Source organism: Cellulomonas sp. GbtcB1, from assembly GCF_019091725.1.
Lineage (GTDB): Bacteria > Actinomycetota > Actinomycetes > Actinomycetales > Cellulomonadaceae > Cellulomonas.
On record NZ_JAGXJG010000615.1, the window covers coordinates 1 to 233 of the forward strand.

At 74.2% G+C, this 233-nt stretch carries 1 protein-coding gene; it reads right to left on the bottom strand.

Annotated elements, in window-relative coordinates; all coding sequences use genetic code 11:
• A partial coding sequence (locus tag KVT14_RS21560; protein WP_368858799.1) for a PP2C family protein-serine/threonine phosphatase occupies positions 1-233 on the bottom strand: 233 nt, incomplete at both ends.

Genomic DNA, 233 nt, shown 5'->3' on the forward strand with positions numbered 1-233 from the left:
CCCATCGCGGCGGCGGCCTCGACGTCGTGGCCGACGGCGTCGCCGATCACCACGCCGGCCACGTCGTCGGTGATCTGCGCGGCGTCGTACCAGTCGCCGCCGACCTGGGCGTAGACCACGTTCGGGGCGTAGTAGGACCAGACGTCCAGCCCTTCGCCCTCGGCCTGCTCCGGCAGCATCCCGCGCTGCAGCGTCTCCGCCCCCCGGTGCTCCCGGGCGCACAGCCCCACGTT